A 21,699-nucleotide genomic window follows, 5' to 3' on the forward strand; every position below is an offset into this window, starting at 1 on the left:
CCGCTCCTAAGCCTCCTGGTCCACGAGCGGCGCACCATCCGCCAGATGCGGGTGCAGCACGTTGTCGAACGTGCTCAGCGCGCTGCCGATCGCCATGTGCATGTCCAGGTACTGGTAGGTGCCGAGACGGCCGCCGAAGACGACCTTCGCCGTGGCGGTCTCCTGCTTGGCCAGCTCCCGGTAGGCCAGCAGTTTCGCCCGGTCCTCCGGTGTGTTGATCGGGTAGTACGGCTCGTCGCCGGTCTGCGCGAATCGGGAGTACTCCCGCATGATCACCGTCTTGTCGGTGGGGTACTCGCGCTCGGGGTGGAAGTGGCGCGGCTCGATGATGCGGGTGTAGGGAACGTCCGCGTCGTTGTAGTTCATCACCGAGGTGCCCTGGAAGTCGCCGAGCGGCAGCACCTCGGTCTCGAAATCGATGGTGCGCCAGCCCAGCTCGCCTTCGCTGTAGTCGAAGTAGCGGTCCAGCGGGCCGGTGTAGACGACCGGCGCGTCCGGGCTTTCGGCGCGCAACTGCTCGCGCACTTCGAACCAGTCGGTGTTCAAGCGCACCTCGATCAGGTCGGAGGCGGCCATGTTCTCCAGCCACTTCGTGTAGCCCTCGCGGGGCAGGCCCTCGTAGGTGTCGTTGAAGTAGCGGTTGTCGAAGGTGTAGCGGACCGGGAGGCGGGTGATGTTGCCCGCGGGCAGTTCCTTCGGGTCGGTCTGCCACTGTTTGGCGGTGTAGTCGCGGACGAACGCCTCGTAGAGCGGGCGGCCGATCAGCGAGATGGCCTTCTCCTCGAGGTTCTGCGCGTCCTTGGTCTCGATCTCCGAGGCCTGCTCCGCGATCAGCGCGCGCGCCTCTTCCGGCGAGAAGTAGCGGCCGAAGAACTGGGAGACCAGGCCGAGGCCCATCGGGAACTGGTAGGCCTGTCCCTTGTGCATCGCGAAGACGCGGTGCTGGTAGCCGGTGAACTCGGTGAACTGGGTGACGTAGTCCCACACCCGCTTGTTCGACGTGTGGAACAGGTGCGCGCCGTACTTGTGGATCTCGATCCCGGTTTCCGGATCCGGCTCGGAGTAGGCGTTGCCACCGATGTGGTGGCGCCGTTCGATCACCAGAACCCGTTTACCCAGCACGGAGGCGGCGCGTTCGGCAACGGTCAGCCCGAAGAATCCGGAGCCGACGACGATCAGATCGAACTGTGAGGCGGAATGGACGGAGGTACCCGGGGACGATGCGACGGTCACGGGAGCCCAGAGTATCGGAAGTCCCCGCCGCGTCCGGGTGGAGTCGGAACTGCGCTCAGCGACACCACTCGCCGCACCCGGTTTCACCTCCCTGACCTCGGTATTTCGCCGGATGTTTGCCCAAATGGACTTCTTTGGCAACTGACCGGTTGTTTACTGCCGCGGCCCAATGAGCGCGCACGGCTCCGGGTGCTCCCGGCCGCCGGAGCCGGTGCGCGCTCGAGTGATCTTCTCGGGACGGGTCTCAGACCGGGAAACCTACGTCGAGCTCCACCTTGTCCCGCTCGGTGTACAGCCGCCAATAGTGATCGCCGAGTTCGTCGCCGCTCATACGGACGATCTCCAGGCCCGCCGGGATCACTTCCGGATTCTCATCGATGATCTGCGCGGCTTTGCTGCCGTCGATCAGCACGCCGATGTTGAGCAAGCCGACGTAGACGCCGGTACCCCGCAATTCCACCTCGAGCTGGCGCAGGTAACCGCGCTGCGCGGCCAGGGCGATGCCGAAGTTGGCCAGATAGGGCGCCACGTAGTGCTCGGACGAACCCGAGGAGAACAGCAGCGCGCCTTCGCCTCGCTCCACCATCTTCGGCGCGAGCGCGCGCGTCACCAGGATCGGCGAGTGCAGCTTCAGCGCGATGGGCGCATCGAGGGACGGGATGTCCACCGACAGGGTGTCAGGGATGCGATCGCTCATGTTGCCCGCCGCGCCGTGCATGGCCGCGTCGATCGGCCCGAACGTCGCCTCGATCTTCTCGATCACCCCCGTGACCTGCGCGCCAACGGTGACATCCGCGGGAAAGGCCGCGGCCTCGATGCCTTCGGCCGTCAACTCCTCCGCGTGCCGCCGCGCCTTTTCGGGATCCCGGCCGATGACGGCCACCCGGAAGCCTTCGCGCCCGAATCGGCGTGCTGTGCCGACGCCGAGGCCGGGTCCGTATCCGAAGATCGCGATGGTCTTGGACATTGCCACTCCTGTTAAGTTGAGACATGGTTCAAGTTATGCGGTCGACGCTAGCATTAAGTTGAACTAATGCTCAACATATGCGTGTTGCCCGATTTGTAGGATCGGCCCGTGGACAAGCCGTTACGCAGCGATGCCCAGCGCAATCGGGACGCGCTCGTGACCGCCGCCCGCGCCGTCTTCGAGGAACGCGGTCTCGACGCGCCGCTGAAAGAGATCGCCGCCCGCGCCGGGGTGGCCATCGGCACGCTCTACAACCGCTTCCCGACCCGCGACGACCTCATCGCGGCCGCGGTCGAGGACCGGATCGAAGCGGGCAGCCGTATCGCCGAGAACGCGCTCGCCATCGATGACCCGTGGGAGTCGTTCGTCTACCTGGTGGAGCAGGTGTGCGCTTTACAGGCCGCCGACCGGCTGCTCAGCGAACTCGCCGTGCGGGCCGCGCCCAGTCCTGCCATCGCGCAGGCCCAGGAATACGGCCACGGCCTGATGCGCCGGATCATCACCCGCGCGCAGGAGGCCGGCGCGCTGCGCGCCGACTGGGTACTCGAGGACATCGCCTTCATCACCTGGTCACACACCAGAATCGTCGAGGCGACCAGTCACATCGCCCCCGAAGCCTGGCGGCGCCACCTCGGTCTGATACTCGACGGCCTGCGCGCGGAGGCCGCCCACCCGCTTCCGGTGCCTCCGATCACGGAGCACCAATTGATGCACGCGCTCGGCCGCGACGACGAAAGTTGATCCGGCGGCCGGTACGCGCACATGCGTACCGGCCGCCGGAGAGTTGTGCTCTACAGCCGCTGCTCGGCGTAGACCTTCATCGCGTCGCGCACGAACTCGGCGGTGCCCGCGCCGTGCACGTCGTAGTTCGCCGCGAAACGCGGGTCGGCGACGTACATCTCGCCGAGGTTGACGAACGCCTCTCGCACCACCGGGCGACCCTGCCAGCCGATGCCGATCCAGTCGTAGTGGCGCTGGACGATGGCCTGCACCTCGTCGGCGTCGGGCGCGAGTCCGTCGGCGTGCGCTCGGCCGTAGTCGGCGGCGATGTCGAGATGGGTTTGCTGGAAGTTCTTCTTGTCCGCGTCGGACATCGAGCGCCACCAGCGGTCACCGCTCTCGTAGGCGTCCTTGCCCCAGCGTTCGATCACCTCGTCCTTGTACTTCGTGTGGTCGAAGCCGTCGAAAACTTCTGCTGCCACGAGTTGTTCACCTCTTTCCGTCTTGTGCAGCGTGGTTCGCACCGACTCGATCTGCCGCCGGATCCGATCCTGTTCCTGCCGGAGCAGTTCCAGGTGCGTACGCAACGCGGCGGCGGTTTCCTGCTCTCCGGCAAGGACTTCGGCGATGACCGGAAGGCCGAGGCCGAGGTCACGCAGCAGCAGGATGCGTTGCAACCGCACGAGGGAGTGCTGGTCGTAGTACCGGTAACCGTTGGCTCCGATCCGGCTGGGCGGCAACAGCCCCAACTGCCCGTAATGGCGCAGCGTACGACTGGTGGTACCGGCCGCCTTCGCCAGATCCTGGATGGACCACTCCTTGCCGCCCACGACCCGTCTTCCCTCGTGCTCTCGTCGGTGCAACCAGCTTGCAAGTTGACGTTACGTCAAAGTCAAGACCTTCTCCGGCGAGGTTTCGGTGCCCAGCGCAACGCTGGAGTCGCCAGCCGGAACGGGCGCGGGCTGAACCGGTTCCTTCGGCGCGCCGACCGCTTGGCCGAGCAGCGTGCTGCCCAGCGCGATCGCCATGCCGGCCATCTGGAGCGTGGTGAGCGCTTGCCCGAGCACGACCCATCCGATCACCGCGGCCGACACCGGGCTGAGCAATCCGAGGAAGGCCACCGAGGTGGCGGGCACTCGCGCTATGCCGCGGAACCAGAGCCAGTACGCCACCGCGGTCCCGATCACGCCGAGGTACAGATAGCCGCCGACCGCTTCCGCGTCCAGCGCGGGCGGGGCGCCTTCCACCAGCAGCGCGAGCGGAGCGATGAAGAGACCACCGGCGGTCAGCTGCCAGCCGGTGAGCGTCAGCGGGCCGACGCCGTCCGGTCGACCCCACTTCTTGGTCAGAACGGTGCCCATCGCCATCGACGCCGCGCCCGCCAACCCCGCGACCACCCCGACGACGTCGAGTTGCGCGTCGGCCCGCAGCACGACCAGCGCCACGCCGAAGACGCCGACCACCCCTGCGAACAACTTGCGCGCACCGGGATTCTCGCTCAGAGCCACGGTCGCGAAGGCGAGCGCGAACACCGGTGCGACCGCGCCGAGCACGCCCGCGACGCCCCCTGGCAGCCGGTAGGCGGCCAGGAACAGCAGCGGGAAGAACGCACCGATATTGAGCGCGCCGAGCACCGCCACCCGGCCGATCCACCGGCCGCGGGGGAGAACTCGCGTGATCGCGAGCAGCGCGAGTCCAGCGGGTAGGGCGCGCATGAGCGCGGTGAACAGCGGGCGGTCCGGCGGCAGGAACTCGGTGGTGACGGCGTAGGTGGAACCCCAGACGATCGGGGTGAGCGAGGTGAGCGCCAGGGTGGCCGCGACCGAAGCCTCGGCGGGCCCCGCGGTGCGTGTCGTCATACTTGACTCCTCATTGATAATCTCAACGTTGAAATACTTACCCGTCGAGTTGCCTCAGCGTCAAGTAGATGAACGTTGAGATTATTCCCGTAGAGAGGAGACTCATGTCCGACGCGGTGGACCTGTTCGGGCGTCAGTGGCAGCGCGAGCGCCCGGACGTCGACGTCTCGCCGATGCACGTCGTGGGCCGGATCCAACGCCTGGCGCGACTGGTCGACCAGGACCTGAAGCGGTTCTTCGGCGAGTTCGGCATGGAGTTCTGGGAATTCGACGTGCTGGCGACGCTGCGCCGCTCCGGCGCCGAAGACGGACTCACCGCGGGCGCGTTGCTCCAAGTCGCCATGGTGACCTCCGGCGCCATCACCAACCGGATCGACCGACTGGAGACCAAAGGACTGGTCGTGCGCAAACCGTGCGCGGAGGATCGCAGGGCCGTCCGGATCCACCTCACCGAGCAGGGCCGCACCCTCATCGACGACCTGCTGCCCAAGCACATGGCGAACGAACAGCGGCTGCTGGCGGCGCTCGACGCCGCCTCCCGCGAGCAATTGGCCGGATTTCTGCGCACACTGGCCGAGTCGCTCGGCGATACGCCGCCGGAGTGAGCAGCCGCCCGGACACCACGACGACGTCCGGACCGGCACCCCGTCATCGAGAGGGCGCGGCAGAGGCCAGCGGTCAAGCGGGCCGAGATCCAGTGACCGGAGGCATGCCCACGGTCTCCGCAGGCGGACCGAGGGGCATCACACCGGCCGATGGCGGAGAACCGATGGCTGGTGCCCCACCGTCAGGCGTGACGGCGCCGGGCTGAGCCATACCGCCCGCTTCGGGCCGAAGCGCGGCACCAGGCGCGCTGGGCGGGACCTGCTGCGCCCCAGCGACTTCCGGCACCACCTGCAACATGCGCGAATAGTCCACCACCTGCGCGCCAAGCGTGGGCGTCACGATGATCATGCCGTTGGTGTACATCCGGTAGATCCCCGCACGCTGCGGCAGGATCATCTGCGGTCCGACCGGCGCACCGAGGGAACTGTTCGCACCGCCGATACGACGGTACTCGGCATCGATCGCCGACTCGGTGACCGCCGCCTGCGTCCGTGGATCGCCGGCCTGAGCGGTGGTGAGCAGTTCCCCGGGCGCAGGCCCGACGTCCATGGTGTTGATATCCGCCGGTTCCCCACCGCCCGGTGCGGCGGAGTACTCCGTCCGCAGGATCCGGCCTTCGCGCACCAGTACCGCGCCCGCCGTGGCCGCGACGGCGGCCGCCGTCCGCGGGTCCTCCCGCGCGGTACCGGGATACTCCTGGCAGGCCGTCGTGTCGCACGTCTGCGCGTACGGATAACGCTGCTCGGCAAGGGCATACGAGCGGGCCGCGATCGCCTGGGCACGCAGCGCCTCGGCCGCTCCCTTGTCCGCCCAGTCGGGTGGCACCTCGGCCGGGACCACGCCGAGTAGATAGTCCTCGACATCCACCTGGTTGATGGTGCGGGCCGCGCCATCCTCGAGGGCGACGCCGAGGGCGCCGCGGTACGACGGACCACCGCACACCGTGAGATGTTCCGCCACAGGGCGATTCGGACGTGCGTCGATGGGATGAATCCAGGGGTCATCGGTCGGCGCCTGCCACAGCACCTCACCGTCGCAGCCGACCGTCACCACCACATTCGCGCCGCCATCGGGCAGCGGCGTGAGGTGCGCGGCCTGGCCTGGCGGCAACTCTCGGCCCGCCACTCGCAGGCCGGTGGCGGCGAAGGCGTCGAGCGAGGAGCCGTCCTGTGCCGTGAGGCGGACCCGGACCGGGGTAGGCGCGACGGCGCCGAGCGTCGCGCCGGGATAGTAGTGCGCGAGAATGCGGTCGGCCCCCCACCCCGCTCGGGCGCTTTCGAACGCGCCGACCTGGCTCAAGCCGCGGCCGTGCCCGGGTCCGACCAGCGGGCGATACAGCGCGTCGACCGGCCGGGCCGGAAGCGCGGCGAGGGCTCCAGCGATCACTCCGGATCCGATGAGCAACAGGGAAGTGCGCACCAGGAGGCCGATCACGCGCCGATGCGGCCGCCTGGCCAGCTCCTGGCTCGTCGATATCGCCTTTACCTGCATTTTTCTGATCTCCGCATACGCGTATTACGATGCATCCGCTCACTCCCACGGTTAACAGATCCGGTAGATCCCCACCTTTTCCGCACGTTTTCCAGACGCGCCAGCAATCATCGAGCTACATTCAGGCAATCACATAATCCTCAACCAGAGGTTTAGCCATGTGACAAATGTGGCTATTGTGACCATTGATACATCAGGAAGTGACCCTTAATCACACATGATCACTGGTACGACCTGATTGGAGACGCTCGTGCGGTACCGCAAACCGAAACGCTCCTACGTGCTACCGGTTGTCACCACCCTCGCGGTAGCCGCCCCGCTCGGCACGCTCATGCTCAGCGATTCGAACGACTACCGCACCGCCACCAACAGCGAGCCGGCCGCCGTCGCGGCCGGACTCGCCGAGGTCGCACTCACGCGCGCGCCCGATATCGTGTTGCCGCTGCGCGAACTCACCGGATTGAGCCTGCCTGATCTGCATCTTTCCGACCTGCGCATGCTGCCGAGCGCCGCGGGCATTCCGATTCCGGACGGGCCGCTGCCACCGGGCGCGCAGCCACCGGAAGGAATGCGACTACCCAGCTCGAATTCCGTTCAAACCTCCGGTTCGGAATTCACTCCGAGTCAAACGTCCGAAAGCGCGAATTCCCCTGGTCAGCCGATTTCCGGGGCGCCAACGAGCAGTGTGCGCTTCATCGCCGATCCCGCCCGGCTCCAGCCCGGCACCACTCCCGACACCCCCGCGTTGTCTCCCGGTGCGGTGACCCCCGAACTGATGAGCCAGGTGGGGGCGCAGGTGAAGGAACTCTCCAGCGACACCCCGTTCAGCATGGTCGCACTCACCGCGCGCCGACTGGCGGACACCACGGCCACGATCCGCGCCCGCCAGCCCGACGGCACCTGGGGGCCCTGGTACGACACCGAGGCGGTGGACACCTACCGCACCGATCACTCCGGTCCCGGCCCGACCGACGGCACGGAACCGATCTACGTCGGCAACACGAACGCCGTGCAGGTCCTGGTCACCCGTAAGCAAGCAGCTCCGACGATCCAGCCGGTGGCGCAGCCCGGACCCATCGCGGACGACCAGTCGCGACCGGGCGACCCGGCTCCGCACCCCGCCGCGCGTTCCGACGACCCGGCCCAGCAGTCCGCGGACCTGACCGCCGTGCTGATCGATCCCGGTCGGGCCACCGCCGACGGCGACCTGCACAGCGTCGCCGCCGCGCTGCCCGGCGGCGGACCGAGCGTGATCACCCGCGCCCAATGGGGCGCCGACGAATCCATCCGCTGCGACCAGCCGACCTACGACGACCACCTCGGCGGCGTCACGGTGCACCACACCGCGGGCCGCAACGACTACAGCAAGTCCGAGTCGGCGGGCATCGTCCGCGCGATCTACACCTATCACGCGAAGACGTTGGGCTGGTGCGACATCGGCTACAACGCGCTCGTCGACAAGTACGGGCAGGTCTTCGAGGGACGCTTCGGCGGCCTCGACCGCCCGGTGCAGGGCGCGCACGCGGGCGGGTTCAACGAGAACACCTCGGGCGTCGCGCTGATGGGCAACTACGAGTCCGAGCAACCGACACAGGAGGCGATCCAGGCGATCGGCGCTTTCGTCGGCTGGCGCACCAAGATCGCCGGACTCGATCCCAAAGGCTCCACCACGATGTACTCCGAGGGCACCTCCTTCACCTCGTACGCCGAGGGTGAGGCGGTGCGGTTGCCGGTCGTCTTCGCACATCGCGACGTCGGCAACACCACCTGCCCCGGCGACGCCGCGTACGCGCTGATGGACCGGATCCGCGACATCGCCGCAGGCACGCCAGGCGCCTCCGGCACGCACGACAGCCAGGGCGCTCCGCCCGGCGAATCCGAGGTCGCGGGCCTCGCCGCGCTGACCACCAAGCTGCTGAACATGGTGCAGGACAACATCATCGCCAGGCACTGGTCGCAGTCCGGTGGACCTAACGGCCCGCTCGGCGCCGCGCGGTCGGACGTGCTGCCCGCCGCGCAGGGCAGGCAGTACGCGAAGTTCGCCAACGGCTACGTCTACACCGCCGCGGACGGACAGGTCGTCGAGGTGCTCGGCACCATCCTGGACCGCTTCCTGCAACTCGGCGCCGACACGGGCGCGCTCGGACTCCCCCTGCGCAACGCTCACCCGGTCTCCGACGGCCTGCGCGCCGACTTCGAGCACGGCTCGCTGATCCTCAACCAGCTCACCGGCATCGTCACGACGATATGGAAGACCTACAACGACACCTACCAGGAGGAAGTAAGCCGGAACCCGGTCGCGGCGCAGGTGAGCGCCCCGCTCCCGCACCAACCCCCGGCTCCGGCCGCACCGGCGAATGGAGCTCCGGCCACCACGGCTCCGGGTAGCGCTCCGATCCAGAACGGCACCCCCGCCCCGGCTACACCCACACCGGCCAACGGAGCTCCGGCCGTCACAGCTCCGGGTAGCGCTCCGATCCAGAACGGCACCCCCGCCCCGGCTACACCCGCACCGGCCAACGGAGCTCCGGCCGTCACAGCTCCGGGTAGCGCTCCGATCCAGAACGGCACCCCCGCCCCGGCTACACCCACACCGTCGATCGGCCCGGCACCCGCGGCACGAACCTCACTCGCCCAGGCCCCGGCAGACGCACCGGCATCGACCAGTCCGCCACAGCTACCCCCACAGCACCCCGCCGTACACCCGCCACACGGCCCGGCCCCAGCCGAAGCCGCGTTCCCCGCTCCACCGCGATCACCTTAGGGCTGACGCCACCACCGAGGATTGATCCCGGACAAGTTGCCCCTCTCGGAGCTCGCGCCCCGCGCGGGCTCCGAGTCGTTTCAGGCACATACCCATGGCCGTGTGGGTCGGACATGCCGAAGCCGCGGTCACTCGACCCCGGCAAACCAATCGGCCACCAGATGGCCCCGAACACCCCGTCGGCCCCCTCGGACCCGCCCCGCGCGCACCGTTTCCCCGCGCGCACCGTTTCCCCGCGTTCCCTGCGCGCACCGTTTCCCCAGGTCGGAGACCAGCGCGCCCAGCCAACCTCAACCACGTCTTCCGAGCGAAGCGAGACCGAGCATCCGCCGCGAACACCCAGCGCCGCAGGCGCTGGAAAAACAAACACAGCTCACACCCACCAGCGCTCGAGGACGCGCGCGACTCCGTCGTCGGTGTTCGATTCGGCGATTTCGTCGGCCGCGGCGAGGGCTTCGGGGTGGGCGTTGCGCATCGCGACACCGTGGCCGGCCATGGTCAGCATGGGGACATCGTTGGGCATGTCGCCGAACGCGACGATGGTCGATTCGTCCACGCCGAGCCGCTGGGCGACCACCGCCAGCCCCGCGGCCTTGGTGATGCCGGGCGCGGACAGTTCGATGAGCCCGTGCTCGGTCGAGTAGGTGATGTCGGCGCGTTCGCCGATCAGCGGCGCGAGCACCGTGCGCATGTCCGAGCTGCGCGCACCCGGCAGCCGGATCAGCATCTTGATGGCGGGCGCGTCGATGACCTCCTCCCGGGCGACCGAGGTGTCGTCGGGATTGAGCCAGGCGTGCTCGTACTGGGGCGAGCTGACGAACTGGGGCGTCACCGCGTCGTGCGCGCTCTCGCCGACGCGTTCGGCCGCGAGGCCGCAGCCCGGCAAGGCACGTTCGGCGACGTCGGCGAGCCAGGCGAGCGTCGGCACGTCCAACGTCATGCTGACCAGCACCCGGTCGGCGGCGCTGTCGTAGATCACCGCGCCGTTGCCGCACACGCACAGCGGCGCGTACCCGAGCCCCTGCACCACCGGGTCGATCCAGCGTGGTGGACGGCCCGTGGCCAGCACGAACGGCACACCGTCGGCGATCAGGGCGCCCACCGCCGCCTTCGTCCGCGCGGTCACCCGCTCGTCGTGATCGATGAGCGTGCCGTCCACATCGGTGGCGACCATCTTCGGTTTGGGGAGGTGCAGGGGCGTCACCCATTCCATCCTGCCGGACAACCTCCGGCCCGCGCCCGGCCACCGTGCTCGGCTGTGCCCCGGACATGCCCGGATGTCGTGTGGCACGCGCGCCGCGAACCACGTCCTTATGATCGGGGGCTAATACCGACGCTGGCCCGTCCAGCCGAAAGACCAGAGGACTGATGACCGGCTTCCTGCTACGACGCGCGCTCAACTATGTCGTGCTGTTGCTGCTGGCTTCGTTCCTGACGTTCAGTTTGGCGTCCCTGACGTTCCGGCCGCTGGACAGTCTCGAACAACGCAATCCGCGCCCGCCACAGGCAGTGATCGACGCCAAGGCCGAGGAGCTGCACCTCAACGACCCGATCCCGGAGCGCTACATCACCTGGCTGAAGGGCATTCCGCACGGTGACTTCGGCACGACGCTGGCCGGTCAACCGGTCAGCGAGGAGCTGCCGCGGCGGGTCGCGGTGAGTCTGCGGCTGCTGATCGTCGGCTCCCTGGTCGGCACGGTGCTCGGCGTGCTGATCGGCGCGGCGGGGGCGATCCGGCAATACAAGTTCAGCGACTACTTCACCACCGTGGTGTCGCTACTGATCTTGAGCACGCCGGTATTCCTGCTCGCGACGCTGCTGAAATACGGTGCGCTGGAAGTAAACTCGCTCACCGGATCGCAGATCTTCCTCTACACCGGCGAGACGTCGGCGAACAAGATCGAAGGATTCGGGCCGCAACTGCTCGACCGCATCCAGCACCTGATCCTTCCCACCACCGCGCTGGCCCTCGGTGCGATGGCGGGCTACAGCCGCTACCAGCGCAACGCGATGCTCGACGTGCTGCAGAGCGATTTCATCCGCACCGCCCGCGCCAAGGGGCTCACTCGAAGCAAGGCGCTGTACAAGCACGGCCTGCGCACGGCGCTGATCCCGATGGCCACGCTGTTCGCCTACAGTCTCGGCGCCCTGATCACCGGCGCGACGTTCACCGAGAAGATCTTCGGCTGGCACGGCGTCGGCGAGTGGCTGGTCGACTCGATCAACGCCCAGGATCTGTACGTCGTGGTGACGGTCACCGCGTTCGCCGGCCTGGTCGTGCTGGTGTCGGGTCTGCTGTCCGACATCGTGTACGCGATTCTCGATCCAAGGGTGCGTGTGGGATGACCGAAGCCGAGATCATCGTCCAAGGCGCGCCCGAGGTCGCCGCGACCGGGCGGCGCAAGCTGGTCCTGCGGCGCTTCCTGCGCAACAAACCCGCCGTCGCGGGCGGCATCGTCCTCATCACGCTGTTCGTCGTCAGTTTCGCGCTGCCGCCCTTCCTGCCCTACGACTACCAGCAGCTGGACTACACCGCCCTGCTCAAACCGCCGAGCCCGGAACATCCGTTCGGCACCACCCAGATCGGTCAGGACGTCCTCGCGCAGACCCTGCGCGGACTGCAGAAGTCCCTGGTCATCGGCCTGTGCGTGGCGCTGTTGTCCACCACGATCGCCGCCACCGCCGGTTCACTGGCCGGACTGCTCGGCGGCTGGACCGACCGGGCGATCATGTGGCTGGTCGACCTGCTGCTGGTGGTCCCGAGCTTCATCATCATCGCGCTGTTCGCGCCGCGCACCAAGGGCAGCGGTTCCATCCTGCTGCTGATCCTCCTGCTGTCCTGCTTCGGCTGGATGATCTCGGCGCGGATCGTGCGCGGCCTGACGCTGAGCCTGCGTGATCGCGAATTCGTCCGGGCCGCGCGGTACATGGGCGCGCCCACCCGCACGGTGATCCTCAGCCACGTCATCCCGAACATCGCCTCGATCCTGATCATCGACACCACCCTCACCGTCGGCTCGGCGATCATGGCCGAAACGGGGCTGAGCTTCCTCGGTTTCGGCGTGCAGCCGCCGGACGTGTCGCTCGGCTCGCTGATCGCCGCGGGGACCAAATCAGCGTTGACTTATCCCTGGCTGTTCCTGTTCGCAGGTGGTCTGCTGATCATCACCGTGCTGTGCGCCAACCTCGTCGGTGACGGACTGCGCGACGCGTTCGATCCCGGCGCGAAGCGGGCTCGGTCGAAGAAGAAGGCAAAGGCATGACGACGACGACCTCCACCGCGCCACTGCTGGAGATCACCGATCTGCGGGTGTCCTTCCCCAGCGAGGAGGGCCGCATCGACGCGGTACGCGGCGTCGACTACACGGTCTCCGACGGCGAAGTGCTCGCCATCGTCGGCGAATCCGGTTCGGGCAAGTCGGTGTCCTCGCTGGCGGTGATGGGGTTGCTGCCGGAGCAGGCGCGGATCACCGGTTCCATCCGGTTCCGCGGACGCGAATTGCTCGGGCTGGGGGATCGCGAACTGTCCAAGCTGCGCGGCAGTTCCATCAGCATGGTGTTCCAGGACCCGCTCTCGGCGCTCACGCCGGTCTACCGGGTGGGCGATCAGATCGCCGAAGCCCTGCTGGCGCACGGCAAGGCGAGCAGAGGCGATGCCGCGAAGCGCGCGGTGGAGCTGCTCGACCTGGTCGGTATCCCGGACCCGGAAGTGCGGGCCAAGGCGTTTCCGCACGAGTTCTCGGGTGGCCAGCGTCAGCGCGTCGTCATCGCGATGGCGATCGCGAACGACCCGGCGCTGATCATCTGCGACGAGCCGACCACCGCGCTGGACGTGACGGTGCAGAAGCAGATCCTCAATCTGCTGCGCAAAGCGCGCGACATCACCGGCGCGGGCGTCATCATGATCACCCACGACATGGGTATCGCCGCGACCCTGGCCGATCGGGTCGCCGTCATGTACGCGGGCAAGATCGTCGAAACCGCCACCGCGAGCGCCCTGTTCAACGCGCCGCGGATGCCGTACACCGTTGGTCTGCTCGGCTCGATCCCGCGCATGGACGGTCCGCCGCGGCGACCGCTGATCCCGATCGTCGGCGCCCCGCCCGCCATGCACGCGCTGCCGCCGGGCTGCTCGTTCGCACCGCGCTGCCCGGTGTCGATCGGCGAATGCCGGGCGGCGGAACCGCCGCTGGAGGCAGTCGAACCGGGTCATACCGCCGCCTGCATCCGCACCGCCGAGGTCGGCACCGACGAGCTGTTCGACGCCTATCGGCGCGAGATCGCCGAGCCGGAGGCCGAAGCGCAGGTGGAGTCGGACGTCGTTTTGCGGGTTTCGGACCTGGTGAAGGTCTTCCCGATCACCTCCGGTGTGGTGCTGCGCCGCCGCAAGGGGGAGATCAGGGCGGTCGACGGCATCAGCTTCGAGGTCCGCGGCGGGCGCACCTTGGCGCTGGTCGGTGAGTCCGGCTCCGGCAAATCGACCACGCTCACCCAGATCCTCGATCTGGTCCCGCCGCAATCGGGCGCCATCGAGATCATGGGCAACGACGTCGGATCCCTGAGCAAGGCGCGCAAACGGGAGATCCGCCGCAAGATGCAGATCGTCTTCCAGGACCCCACCGCCTCCCTCGACCCCCGCCTGCCGATCTTCGACGCCCTCGCCGAGCCGTTGCGCATCGACGGGCGGCCGCGCGCCGAGATCGCCCGCCGGGTACCGGAACTGCTCGAAAAGGTGGGTCTGCGCCCGGAACACGCCGACCGTTACCCCGGCGACTTCTCCGGCGGCCAGAAACAGCGCATCAGCATCGCCCGCGCACTCGCGCTGGACCCGGAGCTGCTGGTGCTGGACGAACCGGTCTCCTCGCTGGACGTCTCGATCCAAGCGGGTGTGCTGAACCTGCTACGCGACCTGCAGACCGAGCGCGGCCTCTCCTATCTGTTCGTCTCACACGATCTGTCCGTGGTGCGAAACCTGGCCCACGACATCGCGGTCATGTATCGCGGGAAGATCGTGGAGTACGGCCCGGCGGAGCAGATTTTCGCCGCCCCGCAACACGAGTACACGCGGGCGCTGATCGACGCGGTGCCGGTGCCGGCAGTCAGCAGATAGGTAGGAGGGCGCGATGCGGATCCGTTTCGACCGAATGCGGTGGACCGCGGGCTTGGCGGCGATCGCACTGATCGCCGCGGGCTGCGCGGCCGGCGCCGACGAATCGGCCGCGGGCCTGTCCGACGCGCTCGGCACCACCAGCGACATCAACCCGAAGAACCGCGACGAAGTGCGCGAAGGCGGCAACCTACGGCTGGCGGTCACCAGCTTCCCGGCGAACTGGAACACCCTGTCCAATGACGGGAACGACGGCGAGATCGCCGATATCGAGCGCCCGCTCATGCCGCGCGCTTTCGACGTCGACGCGGCGGGCAACCTCACCGTGAACAAGGACTTCTTCACCGATGTCGCGCTGACGGGCACCAATCCACAACAGGTCACCTACACCATCAATCCCGCAGCGGTCTGGTCCGACGGGACGCCGATCACCTGGGAGGACATCGCCGCGGAAGCGCACGCGCTCAGCGGCCGCGACAAGCGCTTCTTGATCGCGATCACCAACGGCTTCGAGTTCGTCGAGAAGGTCGAGCGCGGAGTGGACGACCGGCAGGCGGTCCTCACCTTCAACCATCCCTACGGCGAATGGCGCGGACAGTTCGCGGGCAACTCCTCGCTTTTCCCGAAGTCGGTGACGGCGAATCCCGAATCGTTCAACAAGGGACTCGTGGACCGGCTCGGCCTCAGCGCGGGTCCGTTCGTCGTCCGATCCACCGACCGCGTCCAGGGCCGGATCGTGCTCAGCCGTAATCCGAAATGGTGGGGCAGGACACCGAAGCTGGAAACCATCACCTACAGCGTGCTGGATCAGGCGGCCTGGGCGGCCGCCTTGCAGAACAACGAACTGGATCTCGTCCGGCTGACCTCGATCGACGAGGTCAAGACGGTCCGCAATACCAATGGGCTGGTGATTCGCCGTGCGCCCGGTAATCGCTGGCGGCACATCACGTTCAACGGCGCGCCCGGCTCCATTCTCGCGGACGCGCGCGTGCGCGTGGCGATCGCGAAGGCCATCGACCGGCAGGGCATCGCGACGGCGACCCAGAACGGTCTGGTCGAGAGTCCGAAGCCCTTGAACAACCATATCTTCCTGCAGGGACAGGACGGATACCAGGACAATTCGGCCCCGGTGGCCTACGACCCCGACCAGGCGGCACGGGAACTCGACGCGGCCGGCTGGAAGCTCAACGGTGACGTCCGCGAAAAGGACGGCCGCAAGCTGGAAATCCGCGACGTGATGTACAACGATCCACTGTGGGTGCAGATCGCGCAGATCATCCAGCAAAATCTGGCCCGGATCGGCGTGCGGCTCACCATCGACACCAAGCCCGGGGCAGGTTATTTCACCGACGTCATCATTCCCGGTGATTTCGACGCCGCACAGTTCATCTTCTCCGGTGACGCCTTCGCGATGAGCTCGATCCGGCAGATCTACTACTACGACCCGAACGACCTGCAGGGCAACTACGGCCGCATCGGTTCTCCCGAACTCAATGCCCTGATCGAGCGCACGCTGACCGAACTGGACCCGAAGAAGGCGATCGAACTGGCCAACGAGGTCGACCGGAAGGTATTCGAGGAAGGACATTCCCTGCCGCTGACCCAGTCCGACGGCAGTTTCGGAGCCCGCGCGGACCTCGCCAATATCGGCTCACCGGGCCTGGCGTCGTACGACTACACCAAGATCGGATTTGTGAAATGAGACCAGCACAGCCCACCCGCAATCGCCGAAGGCAGGCACGCAACGTGATGGTTCGGGCGCTCACTGTCGGCACGGCGCTCGCACTGCTGGTCGGCTGTGGCGCGGGCGGCAGCGAAGTGAAGTCGGGTTCCAACGCGATCGGATCGACCAACGACATCAATCCCCGCGAGCCGAGCGAATTGCGCGACGGCGGCAACCTGCGTCTCGCCATCACCAATTTCCCCCCGACGTTCAATTCGCACCATGTCGACGCCGACGGTGACGTCGCCGAGGTGGTCGACTGGACGTTGCCCGGGCCGATCACGTCCGATGCCGCCGGAGAGTTGTCGATCGACCACAACTTCTTCACCGACATCACGCTGACCGAGACCAACCCGCAGCGGGTGGTCTACACCATCAACCCCAAGGCGGTCTGGTCCGACGGCAGCCCGATCACCTGGGAAGATTTGCGGTCCCAGGCAGAGGCGCTGAGCGGCCGCAACACGGAGTACCGGGTCTCCGCGACCCAGGGCTACAGCCGGCTGGCCAAGGTCGAGCGCGGCGTCGACGACCGTCAGGCAATCGTCACCTTCGCGCAGCACTACGCGGAGTGGCGGGGCTTGTTCAGTCAGCTGATGCCGAAGGAATCGACCGCTACGCCGCAGGCGTTCAACGAGCGCGACCGCAACGGGCTCGCCAAGTCGGCGGGACCGTTCGTGATCACCACCGTCGACCGGGCACAGCAACGAATAGTGCTCAGCCGCAATCCGAAATGGTGGGGCGAGACGCCGAAGCTCGACACTGTCACCTACAGCGTGCTCGACTATTCGGCCCGCCTCAACGCCTTGCAGAACAACGAACTCGACGCCATCGATGTCTCGGGCATCGAGGAGGTCAAGTCCGCGACCAACTCACCGGGCATCATCGTGCGGCGTGCCTCGCGTCCGTACAACTCGCACATCACGTTCAACGGCGCCCCTGGGTCGATCCTCGCGGATCCGAAGTTGCGCGTAGCGATCGCGAAGGGCATCGATCGTCAAGGCATCGTCACCGCGCTGCAGAACGGGATCGTGGAGAACCCCAAGCCGCTGAACAACCACATCTACCTGGACGGACAGAAGGGCTACCAGGACAACTCCGCGGCGATCGCCTACAACCCGGACGAGGCGGCCCGGATGCTGGACGAACTGGGCTGGAAACTCAACGGTGACGTCCGCGAGAAGGACGGACGCCAGCTGGTGATCCGCGACGTGATGTTCCAGCAGGACACCTGGGTGCAATTGGCTCAGATCATGCAGCAGAATCTCGCGCGGATCGGGGTGAAACTGCTGATCCAGACCTACCCCGGCAACGGCCTGTTCACCGATGTCATCGACCCCGGCAACTTCGATATCGCTCAGTTCAGCTGGTCACGAAGCATTTTCCCGCTCGGCGCGCTGCCCCAGATCTACGCGTACGACCCGGCGAACACGCTCAGCAACAAGGGCCGGATCGGGTCGCCCGAACTGAACGATTTGATCGAGCAGACCATCTCCGAACTCGACCCCGAGCGAGCGATCGAGCTGGCGAACAAGGCCGACCGGATGATCTTCGACCTCGGCCACTCGGTGCCCATCGCGCAATCGCCCGGCAACGTGGCCGTCCGGGAAGGCCTGGCCAACTACGGCGCTTTCGGGCTGGCTTCCACGGATTACCTTCGGGTGGGCTTCGTGAAGTGAGCCGGTCCGTAGGACGCAACGAGCAGGAAGGATCACCATGCGGATTACCTCTGCGTGTGCCCGGCTGGCTTTGTCGCTGGTCGTCGTAGGGCTGACGCTCACGGGATGCGGCGGCGACAATGGTGTCACCGCGGGCAGCAGCACGATCGGCACCACCAACGACATCAATCCGAGGGACCCGAGCGAACTGCGCGACGGCGGGAACCTGCGGCTGGCACTCACCAACTTCCCGGAGAACTTCAACTATTTGCATGTGGACGGCGGAACGGAGACCGTCTTCTACCTGGTCGAAGCGACAATGCCCACCACCTTCGTCAGCGACGCGGCGGGGCAGTTGAGCATCGCGCACGACTTCTTCACCGACATCAAGTTGATCGGCACCGATCCGCAGCAGGTGGAGTACACCATCAATCCGAAGGCCGTGTGGTCCGATGGCTCGCCGATCACCTGGGAAGACCTCCGGTCTCAGGCGAATGCGTTGAGCGGCAAGGACAACGCGTTCCTCGTCTCGGCCACCGGCGGTTTCGAACGGGTGGGCAAGGTCGAGCGCGGCGCCGATGACCGGCAGGCCGTGGTGACCTTCGACCAGCCGTACGGCGAATGGCAAGGACTGTTCAACCCGCTGTACCCGAAGTCGGTCACGGCGACGCCCGACACCTTCACCAACGCGGCAAAGAACGAGCTGCCGCTCAGCGCGGGCCCCTTCGTGATCACCTCCATCGATCGCAGTCAGAATCGCATCGCGCTCGGGCGCAATCCCCGATGGTGGGGCGAGACGCCGAAGCTGGATTCCGTCACCTTCAGCGTGCTGGACCACTCGGCCTGGCTGCCCGCGATCCAGAACAACGAGCTCGACATCGCCTACATGTCCGGCATCGAGAACGTCAGCGCGGCGCGCAATGCCGCGAACGTGGTCATCCGTCGCACGCCGGAATCGACCTGGTCCCACATCACATTCAATGGGGCACCCGGTTCCCTGCTCGCGGACCCACAGTTGCGGATCGCCATCTCGAAGGCGATCGATCGGCAGGGAGTGGTCACCGCCTCCCAGCACGGCGTCGTGGATGATCCCAAGCCACTGAACAATCACGTCTTCGTGGCGGGGCAGAAGGGCTACCAGGACAATGCCGCGCCGATCGCCTACGACCCGGACGAGGCCGCCCGGATGCTGGACGCGCTCGGCTGGAAGCTCAACGGCGATGTCCGCGAGAAGGACGGCCGTAAGCTCGAACTCCGCGACGTGATGTACCAGCAGGACCAGTGGGTGCAGACCGCGCAGATCGTGCAGCAGAATCTCGCGAGAGTCGGGGTAAAGCTGATCATCCAGACGGTGCCGGGCACCGGCCTGTTCACCAATGTCATCGACCCGGGCAATTTCGACCTGGCCCAGTTCAGCTGGGGTGGTAGCGTTCTGCCGCTCAGCGGGTTGCGGCAGATCTATTACTACGATCCCGCCAACCTGCAGAGCAATAAGGCGCGCATCGGCACTCCTGAACTCAACGCGCTGATCGACCAGACCGTCGCCGAACTGGACCCCGACAAGGCCATTCAGCTGGCCAACCAATGCGATCGGATGATCTTCGAAGAGGGTTACTCCGTACCGCTGAACCAGGCGGCGGGCACCTATGCCGCCCGTACCGACCTGGCGAACTACGGTGCGTTCGGCCTCGCCTCGCGCGACTACACCAAGGTCGGTTTCTTGAAGTGAGTTCCGGACCGGGCCATCCGCTGGCCTATCCGATCACCGTGACGATCGGCGCCCTCGCGGTCTGTGCCGCTTGGGCGCCGTTCGGCACTCCGGATCAGGTGGCGGCCATAGGCGCGGTTGCCCTCGGGATCCTCGGGTACACCGGGTATCGGCTCGCCGTCGCCTTCGGCTTGCTCCCGTTCCGGCGATCGGGCGCCGCGCGCACCGTGCGGGTGACCCGCATCCGCCAGCAGCATCGCCTGGACAGCCGCTCGTGGTTACAAATCGACGGCACCGGGCGGCCACGGTGGCTTCCGGTGTACTTCGACCCGGCGCTGATCATCCTCACCGAAACCGAGGCGGAACTCACCGACCGCACTATCCACATCGCCGGACGACGTCTTTACCCCGTTGGCCGGATAAGCGACACCGAACCGCCCGGTCGACTCATCGACAATCCCAGCCGCCCCGACCCGGACGCGGCCGCCCTCACCGCGAAGGCCACCCGGCTGCGCCGCCGTCTCCTGCTCGATGCGCAATCCACTGTCGCCGCCTCCGTCGCTGCCCTCCTTTGGGTCTATCTCGACGGCGGCGGCTTCCCCGTCTTTCTCGCCGCGACCACGATCGCCGCCGCCGCGGCGATCTGGCTCTCTGCCATCCGCGGCTCCGACCCGACATGACAACTACTGGGGCGGACACCCGTGATGCCCTCTCGCGAACGCCGAACGTTTGACATCGGTGACTGGGCGCATGCAGCCTGTGGGCGGAAGTGGCCTCCTCCCCTCTCCTGTCTCCCCACTCGACCCCAGGACATCACTTGACCGGCGAAGTCGCACATATCCCCGCCATCATGGGCCCCCACGAGCTCGAGTCGACACTGCGCGCGACGCACCGGCTATCGTCGACCGACCGCATCGATGACGTGGCGATACACCGACTTGCGCAGTCCGGCCTGGTCGGCGAAGTGCTACGCCTCTCGATCAGTTACGGCCGACCGGACACATCCGGGCCCGATTCGCTGATCTACAAACAAGCGTCGGATCGGTTTCCCGAAAGCCGTCATCTGGCCGAAGTCGAACTCGGTTTCTACCGGTATCACGAGACGAATCCCACGCCGATCGATGTCCCCGCGGTACTGGCCCGGGGTCTGACCCCCGTGCCGTGGCTGCTCATGGAAGACCTGGGCGATGACGGCTTCGTCCGTCAGATCGATGGGTGCCCGCCCGATCTGGCATTCCGCGCGATATCCGCGCTCGCGACCATGCACGTGTGGGGCTGGAATCGGGCCCTGCCCGCGGAATGGGACTGGTTGCTGCCGCCGGCGAGTTCGCGTGTCGGTACGTTCTGCCGACGCTGGCTGCGCGGCTACAGCGGCGACTGGCCGACGATGCTCGGATCGTTGCCCGCTCTCGTCGTGGATAAATTCGACGCTGTGGCCGCCTTGCTCACGCCACCGCGGCGCACCATCGCACACGGCGATTTCCACAGTCAGAACATCCACTTCGGACCGCGTCGCTGCACGCTCATCGACTTCCAGTTCCTGCAGCACGCGTCGGGCATGTTGGATGTGGCCCGGTTCCTCGCAACCAGTTTGACGACCGAGGTCCGCCGTGCGATCGAGGGCGATCTGCTCCGCACGTACCACGACCGTCTCGCGGAACTCGGCGCAGCGCGGGAAGACACCGAGCAGTGGACCACCGAATTGCGGGCCGGATTGCTGTGGAACTTCTGCACACCGCTCACGCTGCACGTCATAGGACTGGAACAGAGTCGGGGGAGTTGGCCCGCTCGACTGCCCATCTTGGAGCGTTGCGCGGTTGCCGCCGACGACTGGGATGCCCTGGATCTGCTCCGCTGACCCGGGGG

General features: G+C 67.0%; 17 protein-coding genes. 11 read left to right on the top strand and 6 right to left on the bottom strand.

What is annotated here, in order from left to right; all coding sequences use genetic code 11:
• Window positions 1-6: 6 nt before the first annotated feature.
• Entirely contained in the window at window positions 7-1,233 is a 1,227-nt protein-coding gene (glf, locus tag ACWESM_RS17530; RefSeq protein ID WP_356963340.1) for a UDP-galactopyranose mutase, read from the bottom strand.
• A 244-nt stretch (window positions 1,234-1,477) separates the two neighbouring features.
• Entirely contained in the window at window positions 1,478-2,200 is a 723-nt protein-coding gene (locus ACWESM_RS17535; RefSeq protein WP_452492588.1) for an SDR family NAD(P)-dependent oxidoreductase, read from the bottom strand.
• Between the two features lie 108 nt (window positions 2,201-2,308).
• Between ACWESM_RS17535 and ACWESM_RS17540 the strand changes: the two genes are divergently transcribed.
• Complete coding sequence (locus ACWESM_RS17540) at window positions 2,309-2,941, top strand: TetR/AcrR family transcriptional regulator (RefSeq protein ID WP_355073149.1); 633 nt, start codon at window positions 2,309-2,311, stop codon at window positions 2,939-2,941.
• Between the two features lie 50 nt (window positions 2,942-2,991).
• On the opposite strand, the gene ACWESM_RS17545 is transcribed toward ACWESM_RS17540, so the two are convergent.
• Together ACWESM_RS17545 and ACWESM_RS17550 are read right to left on the bottom strand one after the other, a co-directional pair.
• On the bottom strand, window positions 2,992-3,750 hold the full coding sequence (locus ACWESM_RS17545; RefSeq protein WP_364432882.1) for a MerR family transcriptional regulator: 759 nt from the start codon (window positions 3,748-3,750) through the stop codon (window positions 2,992-2,994).
• 51 nt (window positions 3,751-3,801) lie between these two features.
• Window positions 3,802-4,779 carry an EamA family transporter gene (locus ACWESM_RS17550; protein WP_355073154.1) on the bottom strand — a complete coding sequence of 326 codons (978 nt, stop codon included), beginning with the start codon at window positions 4,777-4,779 and terminating at the stop codon, window positions 3,802-3,804.
• 104 nt (window positions 4,780-4,883) lie between these two features.
• Between ACWESM_RS17550 and ACWESM_RS17555 the strand changes: the two genes are divergently transcribed.
• Window positions 4,884-5,384: a MarR family winged helix-turn-helix transcriptional regulator gene (locus ACWESM_RS17555; protein ID WP_364432878.1), complete on the top strand. Its 501-nt coding sequence runs from the start codon at window positions 4,884-4,886 to the stop codon at window positions 5,382-5,384.
• Between the two features lie 73 nt (window positions 5,385-5,457).
• Here ACWESM_RS17555 and ACWESM_RS17560 read toward each other — a convergent pair whose 3' ends face one another.
• Complete coding sequence (locus ACWESM_RS17560) at window positions 5,458-6,876, bottom strand: SpoIID/LytB domain-containing protein (protein ID WP_452492591.1); 1,419 nt, start codon at window positions 6,874-6,876, stop codon at window positions 5,458-5,460.
• Window positions 6,877-7,126: 250 nt separating this feature from the next.
• On the opposite strand from ACWESM_RS17560, the gene ACWESM_RS17565 reads away from it, so the two are divergent.
• Window positions 7,127-9,640 carry an N-acetylmuramoyl-L-alanine amidase gene (locus tag ACWESM_RS17565; protein WP_452492593.1) on the top strand — a complete coding sequence of 838 codons (2,514 nt, stop codon included), beginning with the start codon at window positions 7,127-7,129 and terminating at the stop codon, window positions 9,638-9,640.
• A gap of 373 nt (window positions 9,641-10,013) precedes the next feature.
• Here the strand turns inward: ACWESM_RS17565 and ACWESM_RS17570 are convergent, their stop codons facing one another.
• On the bottom strand, window positions 10,014-10,853 hold the full coding sequence (locus ACWESM_RS17570) for an HAD family hydrolase (protein ID WP_355073162.1): 840 nt from the start codon (window positions 10,851-10,853) through the stop codon (window positions 10,014-10,016).
• 155 nt (window positions 10,854-11,008) lie between these two features.
• Between ACWESM_RS17570 and ACWESM_RS17575 the strand changes: the two genes are divergently transcribed.
• The 8 genes from ACWESM_RS17575 to ACWESM_RS17610 all read left to right on the top strand — a co-directional run bounded on the left by ACWESM_RS17575 (window position 11,009) and on the right by ACWESM_RS17610 (window position 21,691).
• A complete protein-coding gene (locus tag ACWESM_RS17575) occupies window positions 11,009-11,986 on the top strand; it encodes an ABC transporter permease (RefSeq protein ID WP_355073164.1) in 978 nt (325 codons plus the stop codon).
• Window positions 11,983-12,903 (top strand): ABC transporter permease, encoded by a 921-nt coding sequence (locus ACWESM_RS17580; RefSeq protein WP_355073166.1) that lies wholly within the window; start codon window positions 11,983-11,985, stop codon window positions 12,901-12,903. The genes ACWESM_RS17575 and ACWESM_RS17580 overlap by 4 nt, the downstream gene beginning before the upstream one ends.
• Complete coding sequence (locus ACWESM_RS17585) at window positions 12,900-14,750, top strand: ABC transporter ATP-binding protein (RefSeq protein WP_452492595.1); 1,851 nt, start codon at window positions 12,900-12,902, stop codon at window positions 14,748-14,750. The genes ACWESM_RS17580 and ACWESM_RS17585 overlap by 4 nt, the downstream gene beginning before the upstream one ends.
• 13 nt (window positions 14,751-14,763) lie before the next feature.
• A complete protein-coding gene (locus tag ACWESM_RS17590) occupies window positions 14,764-16,449 on the top strand; it encodes an ABC transporter family substrate-binding protein (RefSeq protein WP_397278687.1) in 1,686 nt (561 codons plus the stop codon).
• Window positions 16,446-18,146, top strand: coding sequence for an ABC transporter family substrate-binding protein (locus ACWESM_RS17595; RefSeq protein ID WP_397278689.1), 1,701 nt, complete (start codon window positions 16,446-16,448; stop codon window positions 18,144-18,146). Before ACWESM_RS17590 ends, ACWESM_RS17595 begins: the two co-directional genes overlap by 4 nt.
• A gap of 37 nt (window positions 18,147-18,183) precedes the next feature.
• Window positions 18,184-19,854 carry an ABC transporter family substrate-binding protein gene (locus tag ACWESM_RS17600; RefSeq protein WP_452492597.1) on the top strand — a complete coding sequence of 557 codons (1,671 nt, stop codon included), beginning with the start codon at window positions 18,184-18,186 and terminating at the stop codon, window positions 19,852-19,854.
• On the top strand, window positions 19,851-20,513 hold the full coding sequence (locus ACWESM_RS17605; RefSeq protein ID WP_452492599.1) for a hypothetical protein: 663 nt from the start codon (window positions 19,851-19,853) through the stop codon (window positions 20,511-20,513). Before ACWESM_RS17600 ends, ACWESM_RS17605 begins: the two co-directional genes overlap by 4 nt.
• A 137-nt stretch (window positions 20,514-20,650) precedes the next feature.
• Window positions 20,651-21,691, top strand: coding sequence for a phosphotransferase (locus ACWESM_RS17610; RefSeq protein ID WP_452492601.1), 1,041 nt, complete (start codon window positions 20,651-20,653; stop codon window positions 21,689-21,691).
• The last annotated feature ends 8 nt before the right edge of the window (window positions 21,692-21,699 follow it).

Source organism: Nocardia sp. NPDC003999 (genome assembly GCF_053604885.1).

Bases quoted from the DNA above. Each gene is read 5' to 3' on its own strand.
- ACWESM_RS17535 (WP_452492588.1), bottom strand. From the start codon at position 2,200: ATGTCCAAGACCATCGCGATCTTCGGATACGGACCCGGCCTCGGCGTC.
- ACWESM_RS17550 (WP_355073154.1), bottom strand. From the start codon at position 4,779: ATGACGACACGCACCGCGGGGCCCGCCGAGGCTTCGGTCGCGGCCACC.
- ACWESM_RS17555 (WP_364432878.1), top strand. From the start codon at position 4,884: ATGTCCGACGCGGTGGACCTGTTCGGGCGTCAGTGGCAGCGCGAGCGC.
- ACWESM_RS17560 (WP_452492591.1), bottom strand. From the start codon at position 6,876: ATGCAGGTAAAGGCGATATCGACGAGCCAGGAGCTGGCCAGGCGGCCG.
- ACWESM_RS17570 (WP_355073162.1), bottom strand. From the start codon at position 10,853: ATGGAATGGGTGACGCCCCTGCACCTCCCCAAACCGAAGATGGTCGCC.
- ACWESM_RS17575 (WP_355073164.1), top strand. From the start codon at position 11,009: ATGACCGGCTTCCTGCTACGACGCGCGCTCAACTATGTCGTGCTGTTG.
- ACWESM_RS17580 (WP_355073166.1), top strand. From the start codon at position 11,983: ATGACCGAAGCCGAGATCATCGTCCAAGGCGCGCCCGAGGTCGCCGCG.
- ACWESM_RS17585 (WP_452492595.1), top strand. From the start codon at position 12,900: ATGACGACGACGACCTCCACCGCGCCACTGCTGGAGATCACCGATCTG.
- ACWESM_RS17590 (WP_397278687.1), top strand. From the start codon at position 14,764: ATGCGGATCCGTTTCGACCGAATGCGGTGGACCGCGGGCTTGGCGGCG.
- ACWESM_RS17595 (WP_397278689.1), top strand. From the start codon at position 16,446: ATGAGACCAGCACAGCCCACCCGCAATCGCCGAAGGCAGGCACGCAAC.
- ACWESM_RS17600 (WP_452492597.1), top strand. From the start codon at position 18,184: ATGCGGATTACCTCTGCGTGTGCCCGGCTGGCTTTGTCGCTGGTCGTC.